The organism is Devosia sp. MDV22-iso42, from assembly GCF_058629155.1.
In genome coordinates this window covers 127,227-149,415 of the sequence record NZ_JBZVWR010000014.1, presented here as the reverse complement: position 1 = coordinate 149,415, position 22,189 = coordinate 127,227, and the positions used below count along the sequence as shown (strand labels likewise).

The window sequence follows — 22,189 nt, the reverse complement described above, 5'->3', positions numbered from 1 at the left end:
AGAAAAAGCGGAAAATTGCCCGTTCGGGCGGTCCAAACTTCGGGGGCAGGTCAAAACAACCGCCCGAGTCTACTTCACGCTGGATAGAAGTTGGGGGCAACGTCACGGGCCGCCGGCTTTCGCGCGCTATGCTTGCTTTTGTGTCAAAAACCACCAATTGGGGCCCATAAGGCATCAACTTTCCGCCGGTCGCCCTGCTGCCAGTCGAATCGGGCGCCTGCTTCTGCTCTAATGGCCGCCATGATGAATCAGTCGCCTGTCGAAACCGCGCTCAGCCGCGCCATGATCCGCTGGTCGCTGACCAAGTCGACGCCGATCGCCGACAGCAGCCGCAGCGCGATCTTCCGGGTCGAACAGAACGGCCGCAACTTTGCCGTGCTCAAGATTCTCAAGCCTCTCGGCGCCGTCGAGGAGCGTCGCGGCGCCCAGTTGCTGGAATGGTATGGCGGGGAGGGCGCCGCCACGATCTTCGAGATCCATGGTGACACCATTTTCATGGAATGGCTCGATGGCGGCACGCTGGGCGATGCCGTGCGGGCCGGCCATGATGACCAGGCCAGCATCGCGCTCTGCACCGTGGTCGCCGGTCTGCAGCGGCCGCGCGGCGAAGCGCCCGATTTCCTTCTGCCCCTGCGCCAACGCTTTCAGGCGCTGTTCGATACCGAGGCGCGCATCTGGCCCCATACCGCCCGCGACATGTATGCCCGCGCCGCCGGCATTGCCCATAAACTGTTCGATCGTCCCACCGCGCAGATTCCGCTGCATGGCGATCTGCACCACGACAATATCCTCTCCTCCGATCGCGGCTGGCTGGCCATCGATCCCAAGGGCCTGCTCGGCGATCCGGCTTATGAACTGGCCAATGCCTTTATCAACCCGGTCGGCGCGCCCGGTCAGGTCAAGGACCCGCGACGCATTGCGGCCCTGGCCGACATCATCGCCGAACGGCTCGGCCATGATCGCAAGCGCATCCTGGGTTGGGCCTGCGCCCATGCCGCCCTGTCGGCCTGCTGGTCGCTGGCCGATGGCGAAGCGATCACCTGGCAGCTGACCATGCTGCCGCTGCTGCTCAGCGCCTATGATCAGGCCTGATCGGTGATCTTCATGGACTGGCAAGGCTGCCTGCGCAATATCGGCACACGCGCCCGTCGCACCCCATCCCAAGCCGCCGGCGCTGCTCGGCCGGCCCCTCGTGTTCCAGGAACTGCCTGATGCTCGTCTTGACCCGCCGCTCCGTCCTCGTCCTTGGCGCCGCCGCGGCCCTGGCCGCCTGTTCGGCCACCATTCCCGTCCTGCCCAAATCGGCCAGCACGCCCGAGACCCTCACCGATACCGAAATCCTGCTCGCCATCAATGCCGTGCGCGCCGCCAATGGCGCCGGCCCCTGGACCTATAATCCTGTGCTCGAAAACGCCGCCCGTTCCCAGGCGCGCCTCATGGCCAGCAAGGACACGCTCAGCCACGATCTGGGCGTCACCCTGCGTGAACGCGTCACCGCGGCGGGCTATATCGGCGCCGTCGGCGAAAACGTCGCCAAAGGCTACAAGGATCTCCCCGGCGCCATCGAGGGCTGGATGAATTCGTCCGGCCATCGCTCGACGCTGCTCAATGACAAGTTCGTCGAATTCGGCCTCGCCGCCGCCCGCAGTTCCAGCGGCAGGCTCTACTGGGCCATGATCGCCGGCGGCAGCTTCCAACCGTGGCTCCGCGCCGGCTGAGGGGGCGGGTCTCCGTTTGCGCCACGTCACCTCAAATACGAGCCATTTCTTCGCATCAGTCTGTTCGCTGAGGCGGCTCAAGCTTGAGACTAAGCTGTTGGCCGGTGGCGAAACGAGCCAAGAGCTGTTTCGTCATTGCGCTACGGAAAATCCTATATGCGGCCTGACCTTTATTCTGTGTCATGAACTCGTCTATCTGCGCTTTCACGGATGAGTAATTAGCTTCGACGCCGGCATAGTCGAATAGACTGGTTCCTTCCCTTTCACAGGTTAGACTTAACATATACAATATGTGGAATACGCCCTCGATGATCCAAGCTTCATCATAGCTCTGCTTCAGGCGTGAATTCAGCCCCGTAATCGCGCGACGTCTATCATTATCTACCAATTTATAGATGCGCCACATAGCGATGATATTCTCTGCCGACAAAATTGCCTCGTCGAAGACCCAGCCGTAGTACTCCCCGAAAATCCGATTCGACGACGTCTTGGCCCGATCTGGCTCTCGCAGTACATAGGCCAATATAATCTGGCCAAGCTTGACCGCATCGATCCGACTCTCCGCCGGCTGATTGATATGCTGATCGTTTTTGCGCTCATAGAAATAGCCGTGTCCGACGAGTGCATTCTCTATCCGGATCTGGATTGAATCGTTCGATCGTATGTCGCGACTGCGGATCGGCGTCTGGCTGTTCGTGGCTTCAGCAACGCTGTTGGTGAATGCCCGGTCGGCGGTCTCAATTACGCGCAAAAGCAGCTTCACGTCGTAGATGCGCCTGAGGTCAGATCGTGCTGCCTCGAAAAGCGCGTGCGAGGTCTGACCTCCGTTCACTATTTGCGGATTGATCATCCTCACTTTTGGATTGGCCGATCTTGGCTGATAGTCCATGCGATCGCAAACGATCGTGATCCCATTGTTCAGGTACCAGAATTGCGAGTTGTTCTCGCTGAGGGCAGTCGACAGGATGTTCCTGTTGATCTCATTTGCCTCGCCAAGGTAGAGGCGAATGTTGTCCTCGAACAAAGTATCGTCTACCTCCTGCGGGAAATTTGGATCGGTGATCAGTCGAACGATCTCATCACCGCGCACAGTCCCGATGAGGCCCTTTGCGAAGCCATCTGTACGACCATAATATTGGTCCTCGACCAGCCCGAGATGATATTCTCGATCAACGGCCGCTCCTTTTGACAGATGGCGCGAAAACCAGATCAGGTCATGCTGAGTAAGTACTGCGTGTTGATAGGGACGCAGCGCCTCTTCGAACCTCGTGGCATGAGCAGGAATGAGCGCAGCAGCGTTGTTGCACAGGTGAATATGGATAGAGTAGACGGCTTCCTCGAGCGCCTCCCACAAATCTTGTACTTTATTCCAAAGCAGTGGGTTGCAGGTTTTAGCTAGGGACGCGTCTTTACGAAGGAAGCATTCAAGAAAACTCTGGATCTTGTCGATCTCGTTAGATGGAAAAGTGCTCCCCACTTTTTCGAAGCTAGCTATGTGCTTAAACTGGAAGAAGTGAATGACGCGTCGCTCGGGCCGGCTGTCGATGTAGACTGCATCAATACCGCGGTCATCGCCGCCGTCAGTAATTGCAGTTCGAATTTCATCGTCATCGATCTTCAATATTTTTGATAACGCGAAATATTGAAATGCCTTTGCCTCATTATCGAGACCGAGCGATCGCTGGAAGGACTGAATACCCGTGCGAACCTGACTCCAATCGAGCAGCGTCGGACTTGTTTGCGGTGTAGTGGACATGTCGTTACTTAGCGCTCGCCGTTCACCCAAGTACAGTACGCCACCGAATATCAACCGCTTTTCTTTGAATGAGCGACGCGGAGCCGAAAGGCCACCGGGATGCGCAACGAGCCGGGATAGTCGGTCACCAAAATGGCCGCTTTCCTAACAGTGCCACCCACAAGCTGCCCTTCCGCTTCCCACCCGAGGCTGTGTGAAAACTCGATGTTACAGAATGTTGTTAGAAAGTTATTCCGCGCGGGTGTCTCTCAGGCCAAATTCCCGAAGACTTCACCTTAAATTCCTACTCGCGAATGGCTTAAGAGGGCTGTAGGGGATAGATACTCCGCTCAGGGCGGAATCGTTTTCTACTCGCTGATTTTCTCGCCGAGTTTTCACACAGCCTCCACCCCATCTCAGCCACCGCCCCAACCCTAACCCGTCGTCAGCGTCCTTCTCACCGCGTCATTCCACCCCGCAACCTTGGCATCGCGCGTTGCTGCATCCATGCTCGGCGTAAACTGCTTGTCCAGCGCCCAGCTCTGGGCAAACTCCGCCATGCCCGGCCACACCCCGGCCCGTGATCCAGCCAGCCAGGCAGCGCCTAGCGCGGTCGTCTCCAGCGTCTTGGGCCGGTCCACCGGCGCGTCCAGCACGTCGGCCAGGAACTGCATGGTCCAGTCCGAGGCGACCATGCCGCCATCCACCCGCAGCACCGTCTGCCCGCTCTCGCCCCAGTCCTTGCGCATGGCCTCGAGCAGGTCGCGCGTCTGGTAGCACACGGCTTCCAGCGCCGCCTTGGCGATTTCCGCCGGGCCCGAATTGCGCGTCAGGCCATAGATCGCCCCGCGCGCATCGGCATCCCACCACGGCGCGCCCAGCCCGACAAAGGCCGGCACCATATAGACATTCTGGCTGGGGTCGGCGGTACGCGCCAGCGGCCCCGTCTCGCTGGCATGCTTGACCAGTTTCAGCCCGTCGCGGATCCACTGCACCGCCGCGCCGGCAATGAAGATCGAGCCCTCCAGCGCATAGGTCGTTTCGCCGTCCAGCCGATAGGCAATGGTGGTGAGCAGCCGATTCTGGCTGCGCACCATGTCCTTGCCGGTATTGAGCAGGGCAAAGCAGCCCGTGCCATAGGTTGATTTGAGCATGCCCGGGGAGAAACAGGCCTGGCCGATCGTCGCCGCATGCTGGTCCCCCGCCACGCCCAGGATCGGGATGGCGGCGCCCAGCAGGCCCGCATCGGTCACGCCGAAATCATCGGCGCAGTCGAGCACATCGGGCAGCAGCGCCCGCGGCACCGTGAACAGCGCTAGCAGTTCTTCGTCCCAGTCATTGGCCGCAATATCGAACAGCAGCGTGCGGCCTGCATTGGTGGCGTCGGTGACATGGCTCTTGCCCCCGGTCAGCCGCCAGATCAGAAAGCTGTCCACAGTGCCGAAAGCCAGTTCGCCCGCTTCCGCCCTGGCCCGCGCGCCCGCGACATTTTTCAGCAGCCATTCGATCTTGGTGCCGGAAAAATAGGGGTCAAGCAGCAGCCCGGTCTTTTCGGTGACCAGCGCCTCATGCCCCTCGCTCTTGAGCCAGGCGCAGTGTGCCGCCGTGCGCCGGTCCTGCCAGACAATGGCATTGTGGATCGGCTTGCCGGTCTTGCGGTCCCAGATCAGCGTGGTTTCGCGCTGGTTGGTAATGCCGATGGCGGCCACGTCACTGGCCGTGATCCCGGCCTCGGTCAAAGCCGTCTTGATGGCCCAGAGCACGCTCTCCCAGATTTCCTCGGGATCATGCTCGACCCAGCCATCCTGCGGGAAGATCTGGGTAAATTCCTTCTGCCCCACCCCGGCAATGCTGCGGTCCTGCGCGAACACGATCGCCCGGCTCGATGTCGTGCCCTGGTCGATCGCCAGAATGTAACCGCTCATGCTTTTCTCCCTGAACCGTTCACCGGTCTCGCAGTCGTTTCCCTCCCCCTTGTGGGGAGGGATCAAGGGTGGGGGTAGGCCGTGCCGCCGCGTTCCGACCTCAGCCCACCCTAACCCTGCCCATCACGGCATGGAAATAGCACGTGGCTAGTGCGCCTTGCGCGCCAGATAGTCTTCCAGCCGTGCCGCATCCTCGGCACCCACCTTGAGCCCCAGCTTGGTGCGCCGCCACAGCACGTCTTCTGTCGTGCGCGCCCATTCATGCGCCACCAGATAATCCACCTCGGCCGCATAGAGATCGGCGCCGAAAGGCGTGCCCAGGCTCTCCAGCGTCTGCCGGTCTCCCAGCAGCACCCGCGCCTTGGTGCCATAGAGCCGGGTCAGCCGATGCGCCAGCGTCTTGGGCAGCCAGCCATAATCCTTGCCCAGCCGCCGCACTTCGGCGTCGAACGCCAGCGGCTCGAAATCGCCGCCGGGCAGGGTGCTTTTCTTGGTCCAGGGCGCGCCCTTCTTGCCCAGCACATCCTCGATCTTTTCGAGCACCGATTCCGCCAGCCGCCGCGACGTGGTCAGCTTGCCGCCAAACACATTGATCGCCGCGCCCGTGGCCGCGTCGCCATCCACCTTGAGCACATAGTCGCGCGTCGCTTCCTGGGCGGCGCTGGCGCCATCGTCGAACAGCGGCCGCACGCCGGAATAGCTCCAGTGCACATCGGTCCGCGTCAGCGGCTTAGCGAAATATTCGCTCGCCGCGCTCAGCAGATAGTCGGTTTCGGCATCGGAGATTTTGACGTCCTTGGGGTCGCCCTCATAGTCCTCGTCGGTCGTGCCGATCAGCGTATAGTCATTCTCATAGGGAATGGCGAAGATGATGCGACCGTCGCCATTCTGGAAGATATAGCAGCGGTCATGCTCGTAGAGCTTGTGCACCACCAGGTGGCTGCCCTTGACCAGCCGCACATTATGCGCGCCGTTCTTGCCCATCGCCCCGGTGATCACCTGGTCCACCCAGGGCCCGGCCGCATTGACCACAAGCTTGGCGCGCACCGTCTGCCGCCCGGCCTCGCCATCCAGTTCGACGATCCATGCGCCCGCGTCGCGGCGCAGGCTCGTCACCTTGGTGCGCACATGCACCATTGCGCCCTTGTCCGCCGCGTCGCGGGCGTTGAGCACCACGAAGCGCGCGTCATCCACCCAGCAGTCGGAATATTCAAAGCCGAGCTTGTAGCCGGGCTTGAGCGGCATGCCGGTCACGTCCTTGCGCAGGTCCAGCGTCTTGGTCGGCGGCAGCAGGCGCCGCCCGCCCATATAGTCATACATCGCCAATCCGGCCCGCAGGATCACCGCCGGGCGCAGCCCCTTGTGATGCGGCAGCACGAAACGCAGCGGCCAGATAATATGCGGCGCCGCCGCCCACAGCACTTCGCGCTCGGCCAGCGCCTCATGCACCAGGCGGAACTCGTAATGCTCGAGATAGCGCAGCCCGCCATGCACCAGCTTGGTCGCGGCCGACGAGGTGCCCGAGGCCAGGTCGTTCATTTCCGCCAGCGCCACGCTATAGCCGCGGCCCACCGCGTCGCGCGCCACGCTGGCGCCGTTGATACCGCCACCAATGACGAAAATGTCGACGCTGTCGCTCACGCTCATGGACTTCACCCCGTGTTGCTTTCGTTTGTACGCGTTTTGATTTCGGAATGAAACAATTCTGTTTCGATTATCGGTGGTGCCGACGAGGTCAATCTACCATACCAGATCGGCATTGACCCTGCGCCGGGGGCGGCGTAGGGCATTGTGTCTTCCGGCCCCGGAACCCTTCGGCCATGCTCTCCATCATCAGTGTCATCCTGCCCATTTTCGCGCTGATGGCCTTTGGCTTTGGTGCCGTGCGGCTCAAGCTCTTCCCTGCCGAGGGCATCAAGAGCCTGATCGCTTTCGTGAACAATTTTGCGACGCCCTGCCTGCTGTTCCACTCCCTGGTCACCAGCGACTTCGCCTCGGCCTTCAACCCGGCCATCATCGGCCCCTTCTATATCGGGGCGCTGCTCTGCTTCGTGCTGGGCATCGTCATCGCCCTGCGCGCCTTCGGCAATAGCCCCGGCATCGCCGTCTCGGTCGGCTTTTCCGGCACTTTCACCAATACCGTGCTGGTAGGCCTGCCCATCATGCAGCGCGCCTATGGCGTCGATGCCTTGCCCGTGGTGCTTTCCATCATCGGCCTGCACGGCGCCATCCTGCTCACCACCGGCATGGTCACCATGGAGCTGATGCGCCGGGACGGCGCCTCGCTGGGCCGCACCCTGCTGACCGCCGGCAAGCGCGTCGCCTCCAATCCGCTGATCTGGGGCATTGCCGCCGGCATGATCGGCTATTTCGCCGGCCTGCAGCTGATCGAGCCGGCCGATGCCTTCCTGCGCATGATGAGCCAGGCCGTCGTTCCCGCCGCCCTGTTCGGCATCGGCGGCGCCCTCAATGAGTTCAAGCTCTCCGACAACTGGCAGCAGGCGCTGGTCGCCTCGCTGATCAAGCTCATCGTCCATCCCGCCATCGCCTATGTGCTGATGATCTGGGTGCTCCATGTCCCCATGGAGATCGCGCGCTATGGCATCCTGCTCGCCGCCATGCCCGCCGGCGTCAATGTCTATGTCTTTGCCACCTACTACAACCGCGGCACCAGCGTCGCCGCCAACACCATTCTTATCGCCACCGTCGCCTCGGCCTTCACCATTTCGGCCTGGCTCTACATCCTGACCCTCTAGCCCCGCCGATCACGTTTTCGCCCGCGGCGGAACCCTGAGCCAGCCAAATCATTGAGCCGCCACTAATATTGTTAGTGTGGTGATGTGCTTTGCGCTCTGGTCTCATTGCTTTTTGTACGTTGCTGGCGGCTCTCGGCCTGCCATCGGTGCCCGCCTCCGCCCAGGAGCCGGTCTCCGATGACGCGATCTTCCTCTTTGCCGGCCGCTATACCGATGCCTATTTCGACCGCTCCTTCATGCCGCTCTCGGCCAGCTATGAGGACAATTTCGTGCTCGGGGCCGGCTACCAGAAATTCATCGCCGAGCCGCTGCCCGATTGGCATGTCGGCGCCGAGGTCGGCGTCGCCTTTCGCGGTGGGATGGATGTCAGCGGCGAGATCTGGGCCGGCGCCGTGGCGCGCTATGATGGCTTCCATCTCGGAGAAAACCTGCGCATCTCCCCCTCCTTCACCTTCGGGCTGAGTGCCATCACCAACCCCATCGGCAAGGAGGCCCTACGCGCCGAGCAGCGCCAGGGAGATCCCTCGGTACTGTTCTTCCTCGCGCCCGAAATCAGCTTTGCCAGCCTCGACAATCCCGATACCGAGGTCTTTGTGCGGCTGCATCACCGCTCGGGCGCCTGGGGCACTCTGGGCGGCATGGGCGACGGCGCCAATGCCCAGGTCATCGGCATCCGCCACCGCTTCTGATCCCCTTCACACCGACCTGACGCAAGGTTCCTGCGCCTCCCTCCCCCTTGTGGGGAGGGGGATCGAGGGTGGGGGTCGTGAATAAGCACGAGGCCCCCGGTCTTCCCTATAAGCCTGCACGCGCCGGGCAGGGGCTCTGCTAGGCTGCGCTCGTCACCGACACCGCAATCGTCGTCACGCCGTCGCCGGTGGGAACGACACGGATCGGCACGGTCGAACTTTCGTCCAGCCCGACGGCCAGCCGCACATGCCGGTCGCTCGGGCAGATTTGCAGCAGCGGGTCAAAGCCGATCCAGCCCAGAGCCTCGTCATAGGCTTCGGCCCAGGCGTGAAAACCCACCAGGTCATCGTCGCCATCCGGCTCGGCCGCGACATAGCCCGTCACATAGCGCGCCGGAATGTCCAGCGCCCGCGCCCCGCCGATGAACAGATGCACCAGCGCGCTGGCCGTCGGCGGCGTGCTCTCTGCACTGGCAGCCGCGCCGCTCGACTGGCTCTGGCTCTGCCCGCCATCGGCCGACATCTGCGTCTGCGTGTTGTCGCTGTCCACGCCCAGCGTCTCGCCCACCCGCGCCATCAGCGCATGCAGCACGTCGATGCGGCTGTCCTTGCTGCCGCGAAACTTGCCATAGAGCGTCACCGAGGCCTTGGTCAGCGGCGTCGTCCGCTTGTAGAGCGCCGGCACCGGCTCGCCGCCCGGCCGCCCCAATACGCCGGCCCGGTCCGCCGTCACCACGGTGCCGCTGACGCGCACCACCAGGGTGCCCTCCGGGCGGCTCTGGTTCACCAGATGCACCGTGTTGCCATAGGCATCGGCAAATACCGCCGCACTGTCGATGCCCGGCATCGCCACCGTCCAGTCCTCGATCTGCTGCGTCGGGCCACTGGCGGGCGTCAGCAGCAGGTGCAGCACGGCATGGGCCGTGCCGGCTGGCGGGGTAATGCTCATCTGGTGGTCTATGGTGATACGCATCAATAAAAGTTGTAACTCTCCGACAGGGTATTGGACACATGGTCGGCCCGAGCCATGAATTCGGTCAGGAATTCATGCAGGCCGAAGGCGAAGATGGCTTCCATATTGGTGTTTTCCACCATGGCGCGCAGCTGGCTGGCCGCCGCGTTGCAGCTTTGCTGCTGCCCATAGAGCTTGCTCAGCGTCACCACATTGTCTTCCAGATATTGCGCGCAGAACACCAGCGAGCGCGGCATTTCCGGCCGCAGGATCAGGAAGTCGGCAATATTGGTCGCCTTGTAGCGGTCGTGATAGACATGCCGATAGCTGCGATGCGCCGAGGCCGCCCGCAGGATCAGCGTCCATTGCTGGATGTCGAGATCCCCGCCCACCATCTTGGCCCGCGGCAGCAGCACGTAATATTTCATGTCGAGGATGCGCGCCGTATTGTCGGCCCGCTCGATGAAATTGCCGGCCTGCAGGAAGGCAAAGCCGTCATCGCGCAGGATCGTGCCCAGCAGCGCGCCGCGGAACTGGTGACCGATATCCTTGACCCATTCCAGCAGGCCCAGCAGCTTTGCCCCGCGCACGTCGCGTGGCTTGATCTGCGAAAATTCCAGCCAGGCCCCGTTGATCGCCTCCCACATATCGCTGGTGATGGCCGTGCGCACCGAGCGCGCATTGGTGCGCGCATAGGACAGGCAATTATAGACCGAGCTGGGATTGTCCTGGTCGAACATCATGAAGTGGGCCACCGTATCGACATCGGCGACCCGGTCCTTCTTGCCGAATTCCTCGTCGACCTCGGCCGCCTGCATCATCGACACCAGGTGTTCCGATACCCCGCCTTCACGGCGCGACGTCAGGCTCATGCGATAGCCGACCTCGAGCAGGCGGGCCATGTTTTCGGCCCGCTCGACATAGCGGCTGAGCCAGTACAGGTTCTGTGCAGTCCGTCCCAGCATGGTCAATCTTCCAGCACCCACGTGTCTTTGGTGCCGCCACCCTGGCTCGAATTGACCACCAGCGATCCCTTTTCCAGCGCCACGCGTGTCAGCCCGCCCGGCGTGATGCGCACCTCGTCGCCCACCAGCACATAGGGCCGCAGGTCGACATGGCGCGGCGCAATGCCCGATTTGACATAGGTGGGGCAGGTGCTCAGCGCCAGCGTCGGCTGCACGATGTAATTGTCCGGCCGCGCCTCGATCTTCTTGCGGAATTCATTATGCATGGCCTTGGTCGAGGTCGGCCCCACCATCATGCCATAGCCGCCCGAGCCGTGCACTTCCTTGACCACCAGGTCGCCGATATTGGCCAGCACCCAGTTGCGCTGCTCCTCGTCGGTGCAGTTATAGGTCGGCACGTTCTGCAGGATCGCCTTCTCGCCGAGATAGAACTCGATGATCTCGGGCACATAGGTATAGACCGCCTTGTCATCGGCAATCCCGGTGCCCGGCGCATTGACCAGCGTCACATTGCCGGCGCGATAGGCGTCGAACAGCCCCGGCACGCCCAGCATCGAGCCGGGCAGGAAGGTCAGCGGATCGAGATAATCGTCGTCGATCCGGCGATAGATCACATGCACGCGTTCCGGCCCGGTCGTGGTCCGCATATAGACCTTGCCGCCATCGACAAACAGGTCCGGCCCCTCGCACAGCGTCGCGCCCATCTGGTCGGCCAGGAACGAGTGCTCGAAATAGGCCGAATTGTAGATGCCCGGCGTCAGCACCACGATATTGGGCGACGAACCGGCATTCTCCGGCGCCACGCTTTCGAGCGTCCGGCGCAGGTTTTCCGGATAGTTCTCCACCGGCGCCACCTTCTGCCGCTGGAACAGGTCCGGCGCCAGGATCATCATCGCCTCGCGGTCCTCCAGCATGTAGCTGACACCCGATGGGGTGCGCAGATTGTCTTCCAGCACGAAGAAATCGTCCGGTCCGGTGCGCACGATATCGACGCCGATAATGTGGGCATAGACGCCGCGGGCCGGTTCGAGCCCCATCATTTCGGGGCAGAACGCGGCGTTCTGCAGGATCAGCTTTTCCGGCACCCTGCCGGCCTTGATGATGTCCTGGCGGTGATAGATGTCATAGAGGAAGGCGTTGAGCGCCTTGACGCGCTGCTCGATGCCCTTGGACATCTTGCGCCATTCCTGCGCCGCGATGATGCGCGGAATCACGTCGAACGGGATGACCTTTTCGGTGCCCTCGGCCGAGCCATAGACCGCAAAGGTGATGCCCAGCTTGCGGAAGATCGCCTCGGCGTCGGACTGCATCAGGTTGAGCGCCTTGTCGGGCTGTTCCTCCAGCCACTGCGCCAGCACTCGATAGGGTTCACGGACTGTGCCGTCCGCCTGGTACATTTCGTCAAACGGAAGTGGATCGCCCATTGTGCTCCGATTGGTTATGCGGCTCGTCCCATCGCCTTCACATTGCTACACGTTTGCGCGGCCCCGTCCAGCCGGTCACGCGGTTTGGCCAACTATTTGCGCCACGGCCGGCCACTTGTATGGTACCGCCATAGCAACCTTTCCGAGCGCGAGTCCGCCGAATGACCGATAAAGCCATCGCCATCCTCCAGACCCACAAGCTGCTCGCCTCCTGCGAGGCGGCTTTGGCCGAGCGCTTCACCGTGCACAAGCTGCACGAGGCGGCCGACAAGGCCGCCTTCATCGCCGAACACGCCCCTTCCATCCGCGCCATTGCCGGCGGCGCCGTCAGCGCCGAGCTCATCGCCCAGCTCCCCGCGCTCGAAATCATCGCCAATTTCGGCGTCGGCTACGATTCGATCGACACCAATGCCGCCCGCGCCGCCAATGTGCGCGTCACCAATACCCCCAATGTCCTCAACGACGCGGTGGCCGAGCTCACCATCGGCCTGATGATCGCCCTGGCCCGCCGCATTCCCCAGGCCGATCAGTTCGTCCGCCAGGGCAAGTGGCCCCAGGGCAATATGGGTCTGTTCTCCGAACTCACCGGCAAGACCGTCGGCATTCTCGGCCTTGGCCGCATCGGCAAGGAAATCGCCGCCCGCGCCCAGGCCATGAAGATGCGGGTGGTCTATTACGGCCGCAAGCGCCAGCCATCCGAGCCGCATGTCTTCTACGACAGCCTGGTCGACATGGCCCGCGACAGCGACTGGCTGGTCATCATCGCCCCCGGCGGCAAGGGCACCGAGCGCATCGTGTCGCGCGAGGTGCTCGAAGCCCTCGGCCCGCAGGGCCACCTCGTCAACGTCGCCCGCGGCACCCTGGTCGACGAGCCCGCCATGCTCGAACTGCTGCAATCGGGCGGCCTCGGCGGCGCCGCGCTCGACGTCTTTGAAAATGAGCCCGCCATGCCCGAGGGCTTCTTCGCCCTCGACAATGTCGTGCTCTCGCCCCACATGGGCAGCGCCACCACCCAGACCCGCAATGCCATGGGCGCCCTGGTCGTCGCCAATCTCGACGCCCACTTTGCCGGCGAGCCGCTCATCTCAGCGGTGGTGTGACTATGCTGATCCTGCATGTCGGCAAGCGCTCGCCCTTTGTCCGCCGCGTCGCCATCTGGCTGACCCTGCAGGACCGCGCCTTCGAGCGGCGTCCCGTCGAGCTGTTCGGCGCCGATTTCGAGCGCTTCCGTGCCCACAATCCCCTCAGCCGTGTGCCGGTCCTGTCGACACCGGATGGCGACCTGATCGAGACTTTCGCCATCATCGATTATCTCGAAACCAGCGCCGAGCCCGCCCATCGCCTGCTGCCCGCGCCCGGTCCGCAGCGCATTGCCTGCCAGCAGGTCATCGCCCTTGCCCATGCCGTGGCGGAAAAGGGCGTGGCTTTTGTCTACGAAACCGAGCGCCGCCCGCCCGACCTGGTCTGGCCCGACTGGGTCGCCCGCCTGCGCAGCCAGCTCGACCAGGGCCTCGCCGCGCTCGAGGCGCGGACCCCCGCCACGGCCTGGTTCGGCGGCACCCATCCCAATGGCGCCGACGCCGCCGTCATCGCCACGGTCGATTTCCTTGGCACCGTCACAGGCCTCTGCGATCCCGCGACCATGCCGCGCCTGCTGGCATTGTCCGAGCGCAGCCGTGTCGTGCCCGCCTTTGCCACCACCCATCCGCAGGCCTGAGCCGACTGCTTTTCCAGGTGCTGCCCTGTCATGCCCGGGCGGCTGCCCCGCGTTAGGCATGGATTCCCTTGGCGCGACGGACCAGATAGGTTCGCCGCCAAATTCGGCCAGATGGCCGATTCAGACAAGCTAATGACGGAGCGGACAGATGACGCAATGGTGGCGTGGCGGCGTAATTTATCAGGTCTATCCGCGCTCGTTCCAGGACAGCAATGGCGATGGCATCGGCGATCTGCCCGGCATCATCGCCCGGCTCGACCACATTGCCAGCCTCGGCGTCGACTGCATCTGGCTGTCGCCCATCACCAAGTCGCCCCAGGCCGACATGGGCTATGACGTCTCGGACTATTGCGAGATCGATCCGCTCTTCGGCTCGCTCGAGGATTTCGACACCCTGGTGGCCCAGGCCCATGCCCGCGGCCTCAAGGTCATCATGGATCAGGTCGTCAGCCACACCTCCGATCAGCATGCCTGGTTCAAGGAAAGCCGCCTGTCGCGCACCAACGCCCGCGCCGACTGGTATGTCTGGGCCGATCCGCTGCCCGATGGCTCCCCGCCCAACAACTGGCCGGCCGTGTTCGGCGGCAGCGTCTGGGAATGGAACGGCACCCGCCGGCAATATTATCTGCACAATTTCCTGATCAGCCAGCCCGACCTCAACTTCCACAATCCCGCCGTGCAGGATGCCGTGCTCGATGTCATGCGCTTCTGGCTCGAGCGCGGTGTCGACGGCTTCCGCCTCGATACGGTGAACTACTATTTCCACGACCAGCAGCTGCGCTCCAACCCGGCCAATCCGGTCGAGGAACATCTGCCTTTGGCCACCAGCCCCTACGAAATGCAGATCCACCAGTATTCCAAGAGCCAGCCGGAGAACCTCGATTTCCTGCGCCGCGTCCGCGCGCTGCTCGATCAGTTCCCCGGCACCACCTCGGTGGGCGAGGTCGGCGACAGCCACCAGTCGGTCGAGCTGATGGCGCAATATACCTCGGGCGGCGACACGCTGCACATGTGCTACGGCTTTGATTTCCTCGGCCACGAATTCACCGCCGAGCACTTCCGCTCGCGCATCGAGAAGTTCTTCGCCATCGGCCCCGATGGCTGGCCGTGCTGGAGCTTTTCCAACCATGACGTGCCGCGCCATGTCAGCCGCTGGGCCGAGCATGCGCTCAACCCGCGCGAGCTGGCCGACCAGACTGCTGCTTTGGTGCTGTCGCTGCGCGGCTCGGTCTGCCTCTATCAGGGCGAGGAACTGGGCCTGCCCGAAACCGAGCTGCTGTTCGAGGAACTCACCGATCCGCGCGGTATCCGCTTCTGGCCGCAGGACAAGGGCCGCGACGGCTGCCGCACGCCCATCCCCTGGGACCAGGGCAATCCGCCCAATGGCTTTACCACCGGTACGCCTTGGCTGCCGGTCAAGCCGCCGCAATCCGTGCTCAATGTCGCCAGCCAGCAGGCCGATCCGGCCTCGACCCTGGCCTTTTACCGCACCCTTCTGGCCTGGCGCAAAGCCCATCCCGTGCTGGCGCTGGGCGATATCGGCTTCTTCGACCTGGCCGAGCCGATCCTGGCCTTCCGCCGCGCCACCGACACCGGCGCCATGCTCTGCGTCTTCAACCTTTCGCCCAACGAGCAGGCCGTTGCCGTCAGCGGCCTGCATGAGGGCACCATGCTCGAGCCGGTCTCCGAACGCGCCGTGCTGGCCGATGCCAGCCTGCGCCTCGGTCCCAATGGCTATGCCTTCATCGCCATCGATGTCTCCAGCACCGCCGCCATCAGCGATCTGACCTGACCGCAAGACAAAACCCGGCCGGCGCGTGCAGCGCCGACCGGGTCAATCGGGGGGTAGGGGGTCTGCGATCCGCCTATTCGTAGGCGCGGGTATAGCTGCCTGGATTGAAGAACTGCATTTCCTGGGTGCCGTCGGGCAGGCGCACATAGGCCCGCACGCAATTGCCCCAGCGCTCGACGCGCACCGCATCCACGCCACGCTGGCGCAGTTCGGTCAGGTCGTAATCGTTGCGATCGGCCTCGTTGACCTTGATCTCGTCGCCGACCATATACTCGAACGACATCACATTGCCCGTGTCCTGGCACATCACGGCATAGGACGGCACGGTGGCCAGCAGGGTTACGGCAAGCGCCGCCAGAGTAGTACGCAACATATCAGGGTCTCCATTTGGCCTGAATCTAGCCATCAATTGTGGCAGTTTCGCGCCGCCGGATCAGCACCACCACGGCCGGAATTGCCAGCGTCAGCATCAGCAGGCGCAGCACATGGTGGGCGGCAATGAACGCCGTATCATAGCCCAGCGCAATGCCCAGCGCACCCATGCCCTCCAGCGCCCCCGGCGCCAGTCCCAGCCAGATCTGGCCATAGGGCATGTCGACCACCAGACTCGCCAGAAAGGCGATCAGGCTGACAATGCCCACCGTCATGGCTGTCGCCACCACACCGCCCTTGGCGGCGGTGATGAGCTCGCCCCGGGTGATGCCGGCAAAGCGCGAGCCGATCAGCGCCCCGGTCAGGATGAAGGTCACCGTCACCAGCGGCCCCGGCAGCGCTTCGGTATAGAGCCCGCCCAGCTTGGCTGCCGTCGCCGCCGCCATGGCGCCCAGCACGAAGCCGGCCGGCACCTTGAGCCGCACGAACACCAGCCCCACGGCTACGCATAGCGCCGCCAGCGCCAGTAATTCCCCGATATCGAGATAGCCCAGCGGCACCGCCGGGGCAAAATGGTCGATCGGCAGGAACAGCGCCCCGATCGGCACGCAGATGGTCAGCATCATGATGCGGATCACCTGGATGATGACGATCTGCCGCGCATCGCCCACCCCCGACGAGGCGATCCCCAGCACGAAGGACAGGTGGCCGGGAAACGAGCTCAGATAGGCCGTGCCGGTATCGAGCTTGAACACCTTTGCCAGCATCCAGCCGGTCGCCGCCACGATGATCACCAGTTCGAGCGCCAGCGCCAGGATCGTCACCGGCCAGCTTGCCACCAGCGCCAGGCTGTCCGGTGCCACGCTGGCCCCCATCGACATGCCCACCAGGAGGAACGCCAGGTCGCGCAGCCGGTCGGGCATCACCATGGGCAGCCCGGCAATCGCCGCCACGGCCACCGCCAGCGCCCCGCCCATCAGCCACCCCGCCGGCAGCCCCAGCAGTGTCGCGATCCCGCCCCCCGCCGCCGAAACCAGCAGGGTGAGCAGCACGGGCATAATCTTGGCAAGGACCGGCATGGAAATGGTCATCAATCGTGGCGCCGTGCTACGCCACAGGTAGTGCCCGTTCCGCCAGCCGCACCCAGTAGCTCGTCCCCGCTGGAATGATCGCATCGTTGAAATCATAGCTGTCGGTATGCAACTCGCTGCTGTCGCCATTGCCGACAAAGATGTAGGCCCCCGGCCGCCGCTCCAGCATGAAGGAAAAGTCCTCCCCGCCCATCGAGGGCGGCGCCTCGGCGTCGACGCGCTCGGGCCCGGCGATCTCGCGCGCCACCTCGGCGGCAAAGGCCGTCTGCTCGGGCGCATTGACCGTAACCGGATAGCCGCGCGCATAGCGCACGCTGGCCGTGGCGCCGAAGCTCTTGGCAAATTGCGGCACGAAATCGGCCAGCCGCTGCTCGATCAGGTCCTGTACGCCCAGGTCCAGCGTGCGCACCGTGCCGGTGATCTTGGCCGTGCGCGAAATCACATTGTCCGCCTCGCCGGCCTCCAGCATGGTAACCGACAGCACGGCGCTGGCCAGCGGATCGACATTGCGCGACACGATCGCCTGCATGCCCACGATCATGTTGGCCGCCACGATGATCGGGTCCACCGTGGTCTGCGGCCGCGCCGCATGCCCGCCCTGGCCGGTAATGTCGATATAGAAGCGGTCGGTCGCCGCCATGATGCCCCCGGCGCGAATGCCGAACTGCCCCGCCGGCATGCCCGGCCAGTTATGCATGCCGTAGAACTCGTCGATGCCGAAATTTTCCACCAGCCGGTCGTCCAGCATGGCCTTGGCGCCGGCGCCGCCCTCTTCGGCCGGCTGGAAGATCAGCGCGACGCGGCCGTCGAAATTGCGCGTTTCCGCCAGGTATTTCGCCGCGCCCAGCAGCATGGCGGTATGCCCGTCATGGCCGCAGGCATGCATCTTGCCGTCCACCGTGGAGGCATAAGCCGCGCCGGTCTTTTCGGTGATCGGCAGCGCATCCATATCGGCCCGCAGCCCGATGGTGCGGCCGCTGCCATTGCTCCGGCCATTGATGATGCCGACCACGCCCGTGCCGCCGATGCCGGTCACGACCGCGTCGCAGCCGAATGCCCGCAGCTTGTCCGCCACGATTCCTGCCGTCCGCTCCACCGCATAAAGGATCTCCGGATGCGCATGAAAATCCTGCCGCCACGCGGCGATTTCGTCGGCAAACTCGGCAATACGGTTGAGCACGGGCATAAGGAAGTCCAATAGGTCGGTTCTGGGTCAGTGTCGCTGTCCCAATCCAAGCCGTCAACACTAGTCCTTTCCCCAGCCCCGCGCCATGCGACCAAGCGGAGCGTTTGGGAGCGGCAGGGCCAGCGCCTGTCCACGGGGCATCGCCAACCAGTCACCAGCGATTGCCCGCAACCGAGCCCAACTCGGTCATTCTCGCCCAATCCCGGTTTTCCCAAAACCGGTCACAGCCGGTGGCGATAGCAGGTTACCCCCTTGTTCCCTCTTGATCCGAATAGCTGCATCTCCTACTTGTCGAACAGAGTTCTCAGGGCGGGGTGAAATTCCCCACCGGCGGTAATTGTGCTTAGGCACATCAGCCCGCGAGCGCCCATCCTTTGGGATGGGGTCAGCAGACCCGGTGTAATTCCGGGGCCGACGGTATAGTCCGGATGGAAGAGAACCGATGATCGTGCCCGCGCGCTTTCCGCTCAGCGGAGAGCGCGTGCGTGTCGTCATTTGCCCTGAAACTCGTCTGAACAGGCGACGAGATGGGCATGACCGCAACATTTACCACCCAAGGTGTTTCACCGCAGCGCATCGCTGATGCCTTTGCGCGTGCACTGTCCCTTGCCCGGGCCCATGAAGGCGCAACGGCGCCCAATCCGCCGGTCGGTTGTGTGCTGCTCGATGCTGGGGGACAGACGCTCGCCGAAGGCGCACACCAGCGGGCGGGCATGCCTCATGCAGAGGCGCAAGCCATCGCGGGGGCAAGCGCTGCCGGGGTGGCTGGGGCCATCGACACGGTCGTCGTAACCCTTGAACCCTGCAACCACCATGGGCGCACGCCGCCCTGCGCCGAGGCCATTCTGGCGACTGGCGCCCGGCAGGTCTGGATTGCCCGCCGCGACCCCAATCCCCAGGTTGCAGGCGGCGGAGCCGAACGCCTGCAGGCAGCGGGCCTTGGCGTACGTTTTTTGGCCGATCTCGACCATCCTGCAGCGACGGCGTTGCACGCCGATGCCGAGCGTCTATTGGCGCCCTTTGCCAAGCGAAGCCGAACCGGACTGCCCTTCATCACCATCAAGCAGGCGGTTTCGTCAGCCGGTAGCATGATCCCTCCGGCGGGGCGCAAGACGTTCACGAGCGCCGTATCCCTGGACCTGGCGCACCGACTCCGGCGGCAGTCCGATGCCATCCTGACCGGTTCAGGGACCGTGCTCGCCGACGGTCCGCTGTTCACGGTCCGCCGGGTTCCCGATCATCCGGGTAAGCAGCGCATGCTGGTCATTCTCGACCGCCGGGGGCGCGTTGCCGACGACTATGTCTCGGCCGCCCGGCAGCGCGGCTTTGCCGTGTACCTGGTGCGCGACGTGCATGAAGCGCTGGCCATGATCGGCGCGGCGGGCGGCATGGCGGCTCTGGTCGAAGCCGGGCCGGCACTGACCGGAAGCCTGCTCGATGCAGGTCTCTGGGACGGACATGTGCTGATCGAGCGGGCCGCTCATCCGGACGGCACCGACCGGGTGACCATTCGACGAAACACCTCCCGTGAAACCGACCTAAACCAAAAGGAAGCCGATGTTTTCAGGCATTATTGAAAAGCGCGCACGCGTGACCCTGGCGGCGCCCAGCGGCGGTTCGCTGGAAATCGAGCTGGACAGCGGCTGGGCCGACCTGGCGCTGGGCGAGAGCATTGCCGTCAACGGCGTCTGTTTGACCGTCTCCCAGTTTGATGTCGCGGGCCGCGCCCGCTTCTTCATCAGCCCGGAATCGCTGGCGCGGACCAATCTGGGCGGGTTGACCATCGGCGTTGAGGCAAACCTGGAGCGCGCGGTGACGCTCGACACCCGGCTTTCCGGTCATCTGGTTCAGGGCCATGTCGATGGCTTGGCACGCCTGACTGAGCGGGAGGCAGCCGAGGGCGCCTGGAAGCATGTCTTCCTGCTGCCTGCGGCGCTGGGACGATATTGCGTCGAAAAGGGATCAATTGCCCTCAATGGCATCAGCCTGACCATCAATGGGTTGGAGGCCAGGCCGGATGGTGTCGCGGTGCACGTCACAATCATTCCCCACACTTGGGAGCACACCAATCTGCACCGCCTCGCCATCGGCGATGAACTCAATGTCGAGGTCGATGTGATGGCCAAATATGTGGAGCGACTATGTCTGCCCTATCTCAAGCCCTGAACCAGCTGCGCCAAGGCGGCATGGTGATCCTGGTTGATGACGAAGATCGCGAGAACGAAGGCGACCTGGTCGTCGCCGCCGAATTCGCCACGCCCGAAACCATCAATTTCATGGCCCGCTACGGTCGTGGCCTCATTTGCCTTGCCCTCACCGGTGGGCAGGTGGATCGGCTGGGGCTGCCGCAAATGGTGGCCAATAACCGGGCCCGGCGCTCAACGGCCTTCACCGTGTCCATCGAGGCCGTCGAGGGGATCACCACGGGCATTTCGGCCCATGACCGCTCCAGGACTGTCCAGGTTGCGGCGGACCCACAGGTCAGGTCCACCGACATTGCCTCGCCGGGACACGTGTTTCCGCTACGGGCCGCCGAGGGCGGCGTGCTGGCGCGCAACGGGCATACAGAAGGGGCGGTCGATCTGATGCGGTTGGCCGGGCTCAAGCCCGCAGGCGTCATCTGTGAGGTCATGCGTGATGACGGAGAAATGGCGCGGCGGCCCGATCTCGATATCTTCGCTCGGGATCACAAGCTGCCGATCCTCACCATTCAGGACATCATTGCCCATCGCATTGCCACCGAAACGCTGGTGGACGAGGTGGCACGCTCCGAGTTGCCTACCCAGCATTCTCCAGTCCCCCTGGAGGTTCGGGCCTTTCGCAGCCGCCTGGACGGCACCGAGCATCTGGCGTTGCTCCGCAATCCGCTGGGCAGCACGCCGCTGGTGCGCCTGCATTCTGAATGCCTCACCGGCGATGCGCTGGGATCGTTGCGCTGCGACTGCGGACCGCAATTGCAGGAAGCGCTGCGCCAGATTGCGACTGGCAATGGCGGGGCGCTGATCTATCTGCGCGGGCAGGAAGGGCGCGGCATTGGCCTTGCCAACAAGATCCGCGCCTATGCGCTGCAGGACCAGGGACACGATACGGTGGAGGCCAATACTGCCCTGGGTTTTGCGCCCGACGCCCGCGACTATGGCATCGCTGCACAAATTCTGCGGGCCCTGGGCATCGAGCGCCTGCGACTGTTGTCGAATAATCCGGACAAGGCTCTTTCCCTGGAACAGTTCGGCATTGAGGTCGCCGTCCGCGTGCCGCTGGAAATCCCGGCCAATCCCCATAACTGGCGCTATCTCGCAACCAAGCGCGACAAACTCGGTCACACCTTCGCTCATCAACAACAGGAGAACTTCAATGTCTGAAACCACACCCCGCCTGGCCCTGATCGTCAGCCAGTTCAACCCCGATGTCACCCATGGCCTGCGCGACGGCGCATTGGCCTATCTGGCCGAGAACGGGATGACGATTGCGCCGGACAACATCTACTCTGCCCCCGGCGCCTTTGAAATTCCGCTCATCGCCAAGCGCCTTGCGCAGGCGGGCTTCGATGGCGTGATCTGCCTGGGCTGCGTGATCAAGGGCGATACGGCGCATTTCGAATATATCAGCGAGGCCGCCGCCCATGGGTTGATGCAGGTGGGGTTGGAAACCGGCAAGCCTATCACTTTCGGCATTCTGACGACCTACACTGACGAACAAGCCATCCTGCGCAGCCGCAAGGATGAACACAACAAGGGTCGGGAAGCTGCCGCCGCTTGCCTGGACGCGCTGGGCACGCTCCGCTCCATTGCCCGCTAAGCTCTCACCGGTGGTGCTCGATAAGCCTCCCTATGGACAGCCGGTCGGCGAGCTTATCAACGTCTGCTA

20 protein-coding genes and 1 riboswitch are annotated in these 22,189 nt (G+C 63.5%); of the genes, 11 read left to right on the top strand and 9 right to left on the bottom strand.

The window, feature by feature from the left end; translation table 11 throughout:
• Positions 1-243 precede the first annotated feature (243 nt).
• On the top strand, positions 244-1,092 hold the full coding sequence (locus tag AC4NN3_RS17805) for an aminoglycoside phosphotransferase family protein (RefSeq protein ID WP_491928426.1): 849 nt from the start codon (positions 244-246) through the stop codon (positions 1,090-1,092).
• 119 nt (positions 1,093-1,211) lie between these two features.
• Positions 1,212-1,718, top strand: coding sequence for a CAP domain-containing protein (locus AC4NN3_RS17800; RefSeq protein ID WP_491928425.1), 507 nt, complete (start codon positions 1,212-1,214; stop codon positions 1,716-1,718).
• A 55-nt stretch (positions 1,719-1,773) separates the two neighbouring features.
• Here the strand turns inward: AC4NN3_RS17800 and AC4NN3_RS17795 are convergent, their stop codons facing one another.
• From AC4NN3_RS17795 to glpD, 3 genes are all read right to left on the bottom strand, one after another.
• A complete protein-coding gene (locus AC4NN3_RS17795; protein ID WP_491928424.1) occupies positions 1,774-3,474 on the bottom strand; it encodes an AIPR family protein in 1,701 nt (566 codons plus the stop codon).
• 413 nt (positions 3,475-3,887) lie between these two features.
• Complete coding sequence (glpK, locus tag AC4NN3_RS17790; protein WP_491928423.1) at positions 3,888-5,378, bottom strand: glycerol kinase GlpK; 1,491 nt, start codon at positions 5,376-5,378, stop codon at positions 3,888-3,890.
• A 147-nt stretch (positions 5,379-5,525) separates the two neighbouring features.
• Positions 5,526-7,025, bottom strand: coding sequence for a glycerol-3-phosphate dehydrogenase (gene glpD, locus AC4NN3_RS17785; protein ID WP_491928422.1), 1,500 nt, complete (start codon positions 7,023-7,025; stop codon positions 5,526-5,528).
• 173 nt (positions 7,026-7,198) lie between these two features.
• On the opposite strand from glpD, the gene AC4NN3_RS17780 reads away from it, so the two are divergent.
• Complete coding sequence (locus AC4NN3_RS17780; protein ID WP_491928421.1) at positions 7,199-8,134, top strand: AEC family transporter; 936 nt, start codon at positions 7,199-7,201, stop codon at positions 8,132-8,134.
• Positions 8,135-8,223: 89 nt separating this feature from the next.
• The gene (locus AC4NN3_RS17775; protein WP_491928420.1) at positions 8,224-8,823 is read left to right on the top strand and encodes a hypothetical protein; all 600 of its coding nucleotides are present in this window, start codon (positions 8,224-8,226) and stop codon (positions 8,821-8,823) included.
• Between the two features lie 139 nt (positions 8,824-8,962).
• Here the strand turns inward: AC4NN3_RS17775 and AC4NN3_RS17770 are convergent, their stop codons facing one another.
• The 3 genes from AC4NN3_RS17770 to AC4NN3_RS17760 are packed head-to-tail and all read right to left on the bottom strand — an operon-like array spanning position 8,963 to position 12,164.
• Positions 8,963-9,796 carry a transglutaminase family protein gene (locus AC4NN3_RS17770; RefSeq protein WP_491928419.1) on the bottom strand — a complete coding sequence of 278 codons (834 nt, stop codon included), beginning with the start codon at positions 9,794-9,796 and terminating at the stop codon, positions 8,963-8,965.
• Positions 9,796-10,740, bottom strand: a complete 945-nt coding sequence (locus AC4NN3_RS17765) for an alpha-E domain-containing protein (RefSeq protein ID WP_491928418.1) — start codon at positions 10,738-10,740, stop codon at positions 9,796-9,798. The genes AC4NN3_RS17770 and AC4NN3_RS17765 overlap by 1 nt, the downstream gene beginning before the upstream one ends.
• 2 nt (positions 10,741-10,742) lie before the next feature.
• Entirely contained in the window at positions 10,743-12,164 is a 1,422-nt protein-coding gene (locus tag AC4NN3_RS17760; protein ID WP_491928417.1) for a circularly permuted type 2 ATP-grasp protein, read from the bottom strand.
• A 161-nt stretch (positions 12,165-12,325) separates the two neighbouring features.
• On the opposite strand from AC4NN3_RS17760, the gene AC4NN3_RS17755 reads away from it, so the two are divergent.
• From AC4NN3_RS17755 to AC4NN3_RS17745, 3 genes are all read left to right on the top strand, one after another.
• Positions 12,326-13,264, top strand: coding sequence for a 2-hydroxyacid dehydrogenase (locus AC4NN3_RS17755; protein ID WP_491928416.1), 939 nt, complete (start codon positions 12,326-12,328; stop codon positions 13,262-13,264).
• A gap of 2 nt (positions 13,265-13,266) precedes the next feature.
• Complete coding sequence (locus AC4NN3_RS17750) at positions 13,267-13,881, top strand: glutathione S-transferase family protein (protein ID WP_491928430.1); 615 nt, start codon at positions 13,267-13,269, stop codon at positions 13,879-13,881.
• Positions 13,882-14,029: 148 nt separating this feature from the next.
• Positions 14,030-15,673, top strand: coding sequence for an alpha-amylase family glycosyl hydrolase (locus AC4NN3_RS17745; RefSeq protein WP_491928415.1), 1,644 nt, complete (start codon positions 14,030-14,032; stop codon positions 15,671-15,673).
• A 73-nt stretch (positions 15,674-15,746) separates the two neighbouring features.
• Here the strand turns inward: AC4NN3_RS17745 and AC4NN3_RS17740 are convergent, their stop codons facing one another.
• The 3 genes from AC4NN3_RS17740 to AC4NN3_RS17730 are packed head-to-tail and all read right to left on the bottom strand — an operon-like array spanning position 15,747 to position 18,322.
• Positions 15,747-16,046: a hypothetical protein gene (locus AC4NN3_RS17740; protein ID WP_491928414.1), complete on the bottom strand. Its 300-nt coding sequence runs from the start codon at positions 16,044-16,046 to the stop codon at positions 15,747-15,749.
• A 25-nt stretch (positions 16,047-16,071) separates the two neighbouring features.
• Complete coding sequence (locus AC4NN3_RS17735; protein ID WP_491928413.1) at positions 16,072-17,136, bottom strand: AbrB family transcriptional regulator; 1,065 nt, start codon at positions 17,134-17,136, stop codon at positions 16,072-16,074.
• A 16-nt stretch (positions 17,137-17,152) separates the two neighbouring features.
• Positions 17,153-18,322, bottom strand: a complete 1,170-nt coding sequence (locus AC4NN3_RS17730) for a M20 aminoacylase family protein (RefSeq protein WP_491928412.1) — start codon at positions 18,320-18,322, stop codon at positions 17,153-17,155.
• A gap of 296 nt (positions 18,323-18,618) precedes the next feature.
• A riboswitch (FMN riboswitch) is annotated at positions 18,619-18,766 on the top strand.
• 89 nt (positions 18,767-18,855) lie between these two features.
• Between AC4NN3_RS17730 and ribD the strand changes: the two genes are divergently transcribed.
• From ribD to ribH, 4 genes are read left to right on the top strand one after another with little or no spacing between them, the layout of a single operon-like run.
• Positions 18,856-19,899: a bifunctional diaminohydroxyphosphoribosylaminopyrimidine deaminase/5-amino-6-(5-phosphoribosylamino)uracil reductase RibD gene (gene ribD / locus AC4NN3_RS17725; RefSeq protein ID WP_491928411.1), complete on the top strand. Its 1,044-nt coding sequence runs from the start codon at positions 18,856-18,858 to the stop codon at positions 19,897-19,899.
• Positions 19,880-20,488, top strand: a complete 609-nt coding sequence (locus tag AC4NN3_RS17720) for a riboflavin synthase (protein ID WP_491928410.1) — start codon at positions 19,880-19,882, stop codon at positions 20,486-20,488. Before ribD ends, AC4NN3_RS17720 begins: the two co-directional genes overlap by 20 nt.
• Positions 20,464-21,684, top strand: a complete 1,221-nt coding sequence (gene ribB, locus AC4NN3_RS17715; RefSeq protein ID WP_491928409.1) for a 3,4-dihydroxy-2-butanone-4-phosphate synthase — start codon at positions 20,464-20,466, stop codon at positions 21,682-21,684. The genes AC4NN3_RS17720 and ribB overlap by 25 nt, the downstream gene beginning before the upstream one ends.
• Complete coding sequence (gene ribH, locus AC4NN3_RS17710; protein ID WP_491928408.1) at positions 21,677-22,120, top strand: 6,7-dimethyl-8-ribityllumazine synthase; 444 nt, start codon at positions 21,677-21,679, stop codon at positions 22,118-22,120. Before ribB ends, ribH begins: the two co-directional genes overlap by 8 nt.
• Positions 22,121-22,189: the final 69 nt, after the last annotated feature.

Bases quoted from the DNA above. Each gene is read 5' to 3' on its own strand.
- AC4NN3_RS17805 (WP_491928426.1), top strand. From the start codon at position 244: ATGAATCAGTCGCCTGTCGAAACCGCGCTCAGCCGCGCCATGATCCGC.
- AC4NN3_RS17800 (WP_491928425.1), top strand. From the start codon at position 1,212: ATGCTCGTCTTGACCCGCCGCTCCGTCCTCGTCCTTGGCGCCGCCGCG.
- AC4NN3_RS17795 (WP_491928424.1), bottom strand. From the start codon at position 3,474: ATGTCCACTACACCGCAAACAAGTCCGACGCTGCTCGATTGGAGTCAG.
- glpK (WP_491928423.1), bottom strand. From the start codon at position 5,378: ATGAGCGGTTACATTCTGGCGATCGACCAGGGCACGACATCGAGCCGG.
- glpD (WP_491928422.1), bottom strand. From the start codon at position 7,025: ATGAGCGTGAGCGACAGCGTCGACATTTTCGTCATTGGTGGCGGTATC.
- AC4NN3_RS17780 (WP_491928421.1), top strand. From the start codon at position 7,199: ATGCTCTCCATCATCAGTGTCATCCTGCCCATTTTCGCGCTGATGGCC.
- AC4NN3_RS17770 (WP_491928419.1), bottom strand. From the start codon at position 9,796: ATGCGTATCACCATAGACCACCAGATGAGCATTACCCCGCCAGCCGGC.
- AC4NN3_RS17765 (WP_491928418.1), bottom strand. From the start codon at position 10,740: ATGCTGGGACGGACTGCACAGAACCTGTACTGGCTCAGCCGCTATGTC.
- AC4NN3_RS17760 (WP_491928417.1), bottom strand. From the start codon at position 12,164: ATGGGCGATCCACTTCCGTTTGACGAAATGTACCAGGCGGACGGCACA.
- AC4NN3_RS17755 (WP_491928416.1), top strand. From the start codon at position 12,326: ATGACCGATAAAGCCATCGCCATCCTCCAGACCCACAAGCTGCTCGCC.
- AC4NN3_RS17750 (WP_491928430.1), top strand. From the start codon at position 13,267: ATGCTGATCCTGCATGTCGGCAAGCGCTCGCCCTTTGTCCGCCGCGTC.
- AC4NN3_RS17745 (WP_491928415.1), top strand. From the start codon at position 14,030: ATGACGCAATGGTGGCGTGGCGGCGTAATTTATCAGGTCTATCCGCGC.
- AC4NN3_RS17740 (WP_491928414.1), bottom strand. From the start codon at position 16,046: ATGTTGCGTACTACTCTGGCGGCGCTTGCCGTAACCCTGCTGGCCACC.
- AC4NN3_RS17735 (WP_491928413.1), bottom strand. From the start codon at position 17,136: ATGACCATTTCCATGCCGGTCCTTGCCAAGATTATGCCCGTGCTGCTC.
- AC4NN3_RS17730 (WP_491928412.1), bottom strand. From the start codon at position 18,322: ATGCCCGTGCTCAACCGTATTGCCGAGTTTGCCGACGAAATCGCCGCG.
- ribD (WP_491928411.1), top strand. From the start codon at position 18,856: ATGACCGCAACATTTACCACCCAAGGTGTTTCACCGCAGCGCATCGCT.
- AC4NN3_RS17720 (WP_491928410.1), top strand. From the start codon at position 19,880: ATGTTTTCAGGCATTATTGAAAAGCGCGCACGCGTGACCCTGGCGGCG.
- ribB (WP_491928409.1), top strand. From the start codon at position 20,464: ATGTCTGCCCTATCTCAAGCCCTGAACCAGCTGCGCCAAGGCGGCATG.
- ribH (WP_491928408.1), top strand. From the start codon at position 21,677: ATGTCTGAAACCACACCCCGCCTGGCCCTGATCGTCAGCCAGTTCAAC.